Here is an 8,345-nt window from a genome sequence, read left to right as displayed (position 1 = left end):
GCCCAGCACCGCGCGCAGGCCCAGGCGCGCCAGGTCGCCGCGGCGTCCCGGCGCAAGACCGCCGATACCGCCGATCTGGATTGCGATCGAGGAGAAATTGGCGAACCCGCACAACGCATAAGTGGCGATGAGGCGGCTTTCGGGCGCCAGCATGTCGGTGTGCTTGGACAGGTCGACGTAGGCGACGAATTCATTGATTACGACCTTCTCGCCGATAAAGCTGCCGACCAGGCTGGCGTCGTGCCAGGGCACGCCGATCAGCCAGGCGATGGGTGCGAGGATCCAGCCGAATATCGTTTGCAGGCTCAAGGCGACGGGGTGGCCGGCCAGGCTCGATAGCCAGCCGTTGAGCGTACCGCTACCGCCCCAGGTGGTCGTGCCTAGCCACTGGATCGGCCCGTTGAGCAGCGCGATCAGGGCGATGAAAGCCAGCAGCATCGCACCCACGTTCATGGCCAGCTTCAGGCCATCGCCAGCACCGGTGGCAGCCGCGTCGATGACATTGGTCGTGGTCTTTTCCACTTCCATCTTCACCGTGCCGCGGGTCAGCGGCACGCCGGTTTCCGGCACCAGGATCTTGGCCAGCATCATGGTCGCCGGTGCGGCCATCACCGAAGCGGTGAGCAGGTGTTTTGCGTAGAACTGCATCTCGACCGGATCGTTATGACCGAGCAGACCCACATAGGCCGCCATCACGGAGCCGGCGATATGTGCCATGCCGCCGATCATCACCGTCATCAGTTCCGACTCGGTCATCCGCTCGATGTATGGCTTGATCGTCAGCGGCGCCTCGGTCTGGCCGATGAACACACTGGCGCAGACGCTGGTGGTTTCCGCGCCGGAAACGCGCATCACCTTGGTGATCACCCAGGCCATGCCCTGGACGATCTTCTGCATGACGCCCAAGTGATACAGCACACCGGTCAGCGAGGCGAAGAACACGATCGTCGGCAGCACGTTCACCGCAAAGATGAAACCGAAGTTCTTGGTATCCATCAGGCTGCCGAAGATGAAGTTGGAGCCTTCATTGACATAGCTCATCAACTTCACGAAGCCACCCGCGATCGCGTTGAATACATCGCGACCCAACGGCAGCTTCAGCACTGCCGCGGCGAAAACCAACTGCAACAGCACACCGGTGCCGACCAGCTTCCAGTCGACGGCGCGCTTGTTGTTGGAAAACAGGAAAGCGATGCCCAGAAGCATCGCAAGGCCGAACAGGCCGAAAAGGATATGGCCTAGCAATTCCATCGTCGCTTGAACCCCGCGTGATACGGCCGCAGGGTCCCCTTAGGCCATCGAAAATAGGGTGGAAGCGTAGAGGAGGGGGCCGCCGAAGGGCAAGCTGCACCGCGGGGGCGCACCCGATAGACTGACCCTTCCCCGATCTCGGCTGGAGCCCCCCATGAGCCTGTTCCTGACCATTGCCCTGGTGCAAATTATTGCGCTGATGACCCCGGGGCCGGATTTCTTCTTCGTCTCCCAGACCGCCATCAGCCGTTCGCGTCGCCAGGCCTTCTTCGGAGTGGTGGGAATCGCCCTGGGTGTAGCGGTATGGGCGGCGCTGGCCCTGCTCGGCCTGCAGCTGCTGCTGCAGCGGCTGGTCTGGCTGGAGCGTCTGATTACCGTTGCCGGCGGCGTGTACCTGGTGTGGATGGGCTCGAAGATGCTGCGAGGAGCATGGAAGGCTCCCGTCACCGCCGATCGACCGCGTCCCACCCTGCAGCAGGGCGATCTGGCGACACTGCGTGCCGGGTTCTTCACCAATCTCGCCAATCCCAAGGCGGTGATCTACTTCGCCAGCGTGTTTTCGGCTTTCCTGGGCAATGGCGTCAGCCATGCTGCGCGCTGGGGTATCTGGACGATGGTGGTTGCCGAAACCTTCCTGTGGTTCGGCATCGTGGCCGCCTTATTTGCCATGCCGGTCATGCGCCAGGGCTATTTGAAGCTGGCGCGTTGGATCGATGGATTTGCCGGCGCGGTGTTTGTCGCGTTCGGGTTGCATCTGGTGTTTGCGCGGCGAGCTTAAGCGCGGCATCTTCGGCCAGGCCACCCCCTCACCCCAACCCTCTCCCCCGGCAAAGCCAGGGGAGAGGGAGCCTGACTGAGATAAGCCACAGTACTTCGCACTTGCGCGGACTGCTCCCTCTCCCCTGGCTTTGCCGGGGGAGAGGGTTGGGGTGAGGGGGGCTCTTCACACGATCAACGTCCCATCACAGGCGAAGCCATCGCTGGCTCCTGCATGGCCTGAGCTTGTGGTGCATCCTGCTGCGCCGTCGTCTGAATACGATCCGCTGCCTCTCGGCTACTCTGGCAAAGCGGCGTTTGAATAGCCTGCATGACGCCGACCTCTGCGTATTGTTTGAACGGGGAGTCGAGTGCACCTTGCACTGCAAAGCCTCGGCTGGCGTCATCGGACAACAGCACGTGATCGATCCGTTGCATGCCCGCACCAAGCGCAGCTGACGTCAGGCTGCCAGCGAACATCTGCGTGTGCGGACCCGGCGTGCGTCCATGGCTCTCATCGAGCCGAGCTACACACTGAAACGCCTGCGCGTACATGCCATGTGCCGGATGACGGACATCGGTCAGTTCGGGGATGGCGGCCTGGGATTTCGCTTCGGCCAGGGCAGCGAGCGTAGCTGGACCGGCAATGCCGTCAGCGCGCAGACCGTGCGCTTGCTGAAAAGCTTCGACGGCTTCGCGTGTACGCGGGCCGAAGTGCCGGTCGACTGCGATGGACTGACCGTCACGCGCGGTGAAGCCTAGTTCGGTGAGGTCTTGCTGCAATTGACCCACCGCGGCACTGCGGTCGCCTTGTCGATGCATTGCCGTGCTGGGGCCTGCACTTGCAGCCTTGGTTGGCGATGAGGCAGCTAGGGTGTCCCGCAGTTGTTCTTCGGTTAAAGGTTGCGTTCGCTCGACGCTACCTGCTTTCCAATGTTCTGCCTTTGCCAAGCCGTCAGCGAGTGCATTGAGCTCCTCGGGGGACATATCGACGACTTTCTTTTCGTGCAAATCCTGACCCTGGGCATCGGCGGTGGCATAGATAATGGCGACTTGGTTGGCATGATGGGTGTTCCCGCTGTAATCCGCCGTCGAATAGCTCTTCACGAGCTGCTCGACGGTTTTGTCGTTCATGCGCTCGTTCTGCAAGAGTTTCTTTTGCGCTTTACGTCCGGCTTCATAGCTCTCGAAAATGGCATTGCCCCATTGGTCGAGGTCAACAACGCCCTGATAGTCAGCCTGTGCTCTAGCGAGTGCTCTTGCTTTAGTACGCTGCGTACGCGCGGTTGTATCTGAGCTCCCGGCATACTCAAACTTCAGGTTGCCAGGGTTGTTATTACGCCAAGCCACCGTTCCGTCCTTGGCCGTCAACCAGGCGCCATCGTCCATTTCATAGACCCGCACTTTGCCCTGGGTTGCTACGAGGCGGGTGACTTTCCTGTCGGACACTACATCCATATTTCTCTCCTTGTATTAGGCCGTCATAGAACGCCCTTGCTGCAGTCCGTTCTAACTTCTTTGCAAGCATTTCCACCTGCGGCGTTGCATTTAGCTATTGCCTTGGCCGCAGCTTCTTTTTCAGCCTTGTGATCGGGAACGCCTGCGCCAAACGATTGCATCGCGCTGTCTTGTGCAAGTGAAATACAGCCATCCTGCTGCTGAATCAGCACCCGGCAATCCATGTCCTTGCAGTCGGCGGCAATACTTCTCTGGAACTCTTCGGGGCCAAGGTTGCCGTGCAGAAACATGAATCGGTTGGTTTTTCCTTTGATTACGATAGTGTTGAGGTACACCGGAAAGCTCCAGCGGCCATCCATGTCCTGTACTAGCCCAGACTTAGGAAGGGGCAGCTTTTCGGTCGTCGACTCATAGCGTCCCATCGCGATAGAAAACCGAGTGGCCTTTGTTACAAGCCAGCTGCCATTCCTCCGTACAAAATCGAACGTGGTCGTCGATGGCTTTTCCCCTCCATCCATCTGATCGATATGGATATGCCCCGGCACGACCTTGAGGTCGTCAGGATCGAAGGGATCGTCATGAAACTGACTGCACTTCGAGCAAGCAATGAGCTTGTCGTTTGTCACTTCCGGGACGAACTTGCCGTCCTTTCTGCCGAAAATAATCAGCTTTCGATAACGGATGTCATCGGCATCGGGCGATGTTTCATAGATGGCTACAGCATCGGCATCTGGCCCGTCGCCGCTGGTCTTGAACGCGATAAGCGAGGTTCCCGCAGGAGCCGAAGCCGCTATTTCAGGCGGTGCAGGGGGCAATGTATCTGCAAGCGAGGGAAGGCTCATGGTCGCAGCGAACGCGGCAAATAAAAGCCTTGGGGCAAAAGTCATCTACACGCTTCCTTTTGTGGAGTCGTCTAGTTTAACCGACTGAAATTCCACTTTGCTGCTCAATGGAGCATAAGGCACGAATCGCATCAACATGCCCTTGCGCTGGCACATCGAGCCATTGCAAGTCATCGTACGTCGGTGTGCCTTCGACTTCGAAGCGAATATGGCCGCAACGGGAGCTGCCTTTCACCGACGTGATTGCTTATGCACAAACGCCGCGAGCATGCCGCCCGCGGCGCTTCGAAGTCTAGACGCTGCGTAGCAATCAGATCGAAAGCATCGGTACGTCGACTTTTTTCATCAGCCGCTCGGTGAATCGCTTGTCCTTGTAATAACGAATCTTGTCGCATAGCACCGGATGCGGAATGCCCTCGTAGAGGAACACCTCCTTGTCCGGTCCCATCGCTTTGAGTTCCTGTGGCAGCATCAATGCGCGGCGTTCGTCGGAATGGCTCTTGGACCGGCTGTCGCGTCCCTTGCCCTGGGTGATGTTTTCCTTGCGAACGGTGGTATAGCCGAGCATCTCGGAATAATCATTAGCGTCCTGCTGTTCGCGCGGTGCGTAGACGATCTGCAAGGCGTGATTGGTGATCAATGTGCGCGAGACGTCTTTGCCATAGGTGGCATCGAGCTGGGCCATGCTCTGGATGATCGGTAGCAGGCGTATGTTATAGCCGGCCATATAGCTCACCGCCTTGGCGATGATCTCCACTTTGCCGATGGATGTGAATTCGTCCATCAGCAACAGACACTGGTGCTTGAGCGCCTTGTTGTTCTGCGGCAATTCCTTCGTGTTCTGGTTGATCAGCTGGCTGAAGAACAAGTTGACGATCAGCCGCGCTTCGGCCAGCTTGTTCGGCTGGATGCCGATATAGATCGTCATGCGCTTCTTGCGCACGTCGGTCAGCAGGAAATCGTCTTCGCTGGTGGCCGCATCCAGTACCGGATTGATCCAGGCGTTGAGCGGTTCCTTGAATGTGCCCAGGATCGAGGCGAAGGTCTCGTCCGCCTGCGACAACATATTGGCGAAAGCCGAGCGCGCGTTGCCGGAGAGGAACGATTGTTGCGAAAGCTGCTGGTAGAGTTTCTTCAGGTCCGAGCCGTCGCCGGAGGAGAGCCGATAGACCTGGCCCAGCGTCGGCTTGCTGCGAAGCGACAGCGGAATTTGGCGTTGCTCGTCGTATTCCCATTTCTCGAACAGATACAAGGTAAAGGCCATGAAGGCATTGCGCGCCTGGCTGACCCAGAATTTCTGGTCGTCCGATCCGTCGGGATAAAGCATCGCCGCGATGCTCATCAGGTCCGATACGCGGAAGGCGGGATCGGACGAGACATAAGTCAGCGGATTCCAGCGGTGTGTGCGGCGGTCTTCAGCGAACGGATTGAACAGGTAGATTTCCTGGCCCTGCGAAGCACGCCAGCCGGAGGTCAGGTCGAAGTTTTCTTGTTTGATGTCTAACACTACCATCGACTCGCCGTATTCGAGCAGGTTGGGAATAACGACGCCCACACCTTTGCCCGAACGCGTCGGTGCCGCGAGAATCACGAACTGCTGGCCGCTAAGGCGTACCAGCTGTCCCTTGTACTTGCCCACGATGACACCATTGGGGGCTTCCTTGAACATGCCGTTCTTGCTGAGATCACCGTTATTGGCGAAGCGCGCGTCGCCATGCATCGATTGCTTCTTGGGCCTGACGATGAAATAGAGCGCGATCAGCCACAGCAGGCCCGGCAGACCGAAGCCGATATAGCCGCCGAGTTTGATCTTGCCTACGTAGGGCTGCACCTCCGGCATCTGCAGAGCGCGCAGGTAGCTCCAATAGGTGCCCATGCCCAGGTCATGCAAACCCAGCCGCAGGAATGTCAGGGTCAGCAGGCCGGCCAGGTATTCGCCAGCTGCCAAAGCCGCAAGGAACAGTATGCCGAGCCAGATCCACTTGCCTTTACTCATGAAACTCTCACTTTGATGTGTTTTCCCCGCAGGCGGGGACTTCCCTGGACGGCAGGGCCCACCAGCCGGCCTTGTCTTTAACCCATGCGCATTGCCGTGGCCTGCTGCGGTGCCGCCTCGGTGGGCGCCCGTTGCTGGTCGAGCTTCTGCAGCGCCTGTCCGCTTTGCTCCACCGGTGTGCTCACCGCTTGTTGGGTGCCCACGCCCGCAACGCGCTTGAGTGGCGAATCCAGATCGCCCTGCACGGCGAAGGTGCGTGCGCGATCGTCGCTGAGCACAACATGGTCGATGCGCTGCAAGCCATCCTGCCGTGCGGCGACGGTTAGCGCGGCGGCAAGGTTCTGGCTGCTCTGGTCGGGTGTCCGCCCGTGCTGCGCATCGATGCGTTGCACGCCGCGCAGCGCCTGTTCGAACAAGGCGTGATCCGGGTGTCCTGGCTGATCCAGGTGCGGCGGGGCGGCAGGATGCAGCTTGTCGCTGATGTCCTTGCTCACCGCATCCACGGCGCGTTCGATGCGATCGACCGCGTTGTGCGTGGCCTGCGACAGGTCATGCCCGACGCGTTCGGCGGCATCGCGCACCGTGTCATAGATTTGCGTGGCCTTTTGCGCCACGGCATGTTCGAGCGATTCGGCGCCTTCGACGATGCCCTTGGGAATTTCCCAGCCGGCTGATAGTACCTTGCGCGTATCCTGCACATCGGTGCGGTAGCGATCGATCATGCCTTCGTGCGCTTGATACAACGCCTGGTTCTTGGGCGTCATGATCGACTGGCCCAGCGTTTTGCTATTGGGTACGAAGTTGTCGATCGCATGAGCGCCCAGGCTCGTCGCTGCCACGCCCACCGGGTCGCGTGGCGACAGTACGCTGCCGCCGTCGTGATAGCCGGCCTTGTTCAGCTTATCGATATCCTGCGGCACCGCGTACACGCGCACTTCGCCGAAATGCGCGCTGGCGGCGCTGACCGCATCGGTAGCTCGCACGTTGTCGATGACCTGGTTGCCGCCCTTGGGAATATCTTCCAACAGGCCGGCCGCGCCATAGGCATTGAAGGTCTGGCCGTGCAATCCCAGCTTGTAGGCGGTGGCTTCCGCCAGCGTGCCGCCGAGCGAGTGGCCGGTGACGGTGACATTGAGTGGATAGTGCCCCTGTTCGGCCGCCTGCGTAGCCTCGGCAACGACCCGGCGCGAGAACGCCATGGCATCGCCCATCTGCACATTCACGCCCGTCAGCACCATGCCCGCATCGGCGAGCACGCCGTCTTGCAGTACTTGCTCGGTACCGCGGTGAGCGATCACGACTTCGCCGGTATCCAGACGCTGATAGGCGGTGCCCTGGTAACCTGTGACCGGATCGTTCATATGGTCGAGCACGCGGTAATCGACGCCGCCAAGCTCGACCTTGCTGTTGTTTTCGCGCGTCTGGTACGCGTCCTGCGCAAGCAGGGCGTAATCGGTAGCGCTGAGGGTCATGGCACGTCTTCCCGCGCTGTCAGCGTGACGGTGAACAGGTCATTGCGCGATGGCGGCTGAAAAAGATCGCGGTTGGTTGTGCCAAAGGCGTTGCGCGGGGTGTCGCTGCTGTAGTCGCCCTTGACGAAATACGTCGCTACAGCGTGCTGCGCGGCAATGTCTTTGCGGAAGATCGCCGGGCTGAACTCGACCGCTTTATGCCGCAGTACCGCCGATGCCGCTACCACTTCCCAGTGACAGATGCCCAGGCCGTAATAATCCTCGTCCTGCATCAGGTCGGCATAGACGGTGGCGGTATACGTATTGCCTCCTGCCGATCGAAAGGTCAAAGGCACCTTTTGCTCCGGCGCGATCGTTGCCCCGCTGATCGGCTCGAGCGGAACGCAGGCTTCGTTCGCCACTTTGTATTCCACGAAGCCGGTAACTGTGTCGAACGGTCCCGGTGCGCCGTCGACCGCGAGGGTGATGGCGTACCGTTGTTTCGGCGCGGGATTGTGCTTGATCTCGGGAGTTTTCATTACGGAGGTATAGGCCGAAGTGAGCAAGGCAATGGCCAGCGCCGCGCAAGCG

7 protein-coding genes are annotated in these 8,345 nt (G+C 59.8%); 1 reads left to right on the top strand and 6 read right to left on the bottom strand.

Features of this window, described 5'->3' with window-relative positions; translation table 11 throughout:
• Positions 1-1,251 (bottom strand): NupC/NupG family nucleoside CNT transporter (locus tag VIM98_RS03060; RefSeq protein WP_331991621.1); only part of this gene is annotated, 1,251 nt, incomplete at its 3' end.
• A gap of 154 nt (positions 1,252-1,405) precedes the next feature.
• Between VIM98_RS03060 and VIM98_RS03055 the strand changes: the two genes are divergently transcribed.
• Positions 1,406-2,029, top strand: coding sequence for a LysE family transporter (locus VIM98_RS03055; RefSeq protein WP_331991620.1), 624 nt, complete (start codon positions 1,406-1,408; stop codon positions 2,027-2,029).
• A 173-nt stretch (positions 2,030-2,202) separates the two neighbouring features.
• Here VIM98_RS03055 and VIM98_RS03050 read toward each other — a convergent pair whose 3' ends face one another.
• The 5 genes from VIM98_RS03050 to VIM98_RS03030 form a co-directional block, all read right to left on the bottom strand.
• Positions 2,203-3,396, bottom strand: a complete 1,194-nt coding sequence (locus VIM98_RS03050; RefSeq protein ID WP_331991619.1) for an XVIPCD domain-containing protein — start codon at positions 3,394-3,396, stop codon at positions 2,203-2,205.
• A gap of 92 nt (positions 3,397-3,488) precedes the next feature.
• Positions 3,489-4,352, bottom strand: coding sequence for a DUF4189 domain-containing protein (locus VIM98_RS03045; RefSeq protein WP_331991618.1), 864 nt, complete (start codon positions 4,350-4,352; stop codon positions 3,489-3,491).
• A 265-nt stretch (positions 4,353-4,617) separates the two neighbouring features.
• Entirely contained in the window at positions 4,618-6,303 is a 1,686-nt protein-coding gene (locus VIM98_RS03040; protein ID WP_331991617.1) for a type IV secretory system conjugative DNA transfer family protein, read from the bottom strand.
• Positions 6,304-6,380: 77 nt separating this feature from the next.
• Positions 6,381-7,775: an XVIPCD domain-containing protein gene (locus tag VIM98_RS03035; protein ID WP_331991616.1), complete on the bottom strand. Its 1,395-nt coding sequence runs from the start codon at positions 7,773-7,775 to the stop codon at positions 6,381-6,383.
• The coding region (locus tag VIM98_RS03030) for a hypothetical protein (protein ID WP_331991615.1) at positions 7,772-8,345 on the bottom strand (574 nt) is incomplete at its 5' end. The genes VIM98_RS03030 and VIM98_RS03035, both read right to left, overlap by 4 nt.

The organism is Dyella sp., from assembly GCF_036568765.1.
Lineage (GTDB): Bacteria > Pseudomonadota > Gammaproteobacteria > Xanthomonadales > Rhodanobacteraceae > GSA-30.
This window is presented reverse-complemented; position numbering and strand designations above follow the sequence as displayed.

Excerpts from the sequence above, each read along its gene's own strand:
- VIM98_RS03055 (WP_331991620.1), top strand. The coding sequence starts at position 1,406 with ATGAGCCTGTTCCTGACCATTGCCCTGGTGCAAATTATTGCGCTGATG.
- VIM98_RS03050 (WP_331991619.1), bottom strand. The coding sequence starts at position 3,396 with ATGGACGATGGCGCCTGGTTGACGGCCAAGGACGGAACGGTGGCTTGG.
- VIM98_RS03045 (WP_331991618.1), bottom strand. The coding sequence starts at position 4,352 with ATGACTTTTGCCCCAAGGCTTTTATTTGCCGCGTTCGCTGCGACCATG.
- VIM98_RS03040 (WP_331991617.1), bottom strand. The coding sequence starts at position 6,303 with ATGAGTAAAGGCAAGTGGATCTGGCTCGGCATACTGTTCCTTGCGGCT.
- VIM98_RS03035 (WP_331991616.1), bottom strand. The coding sequence starts at position 7,775 with ATGACCCTCAGCGCTACCGATTACGCCCTGCTTGCGCAGGACGCGTAC.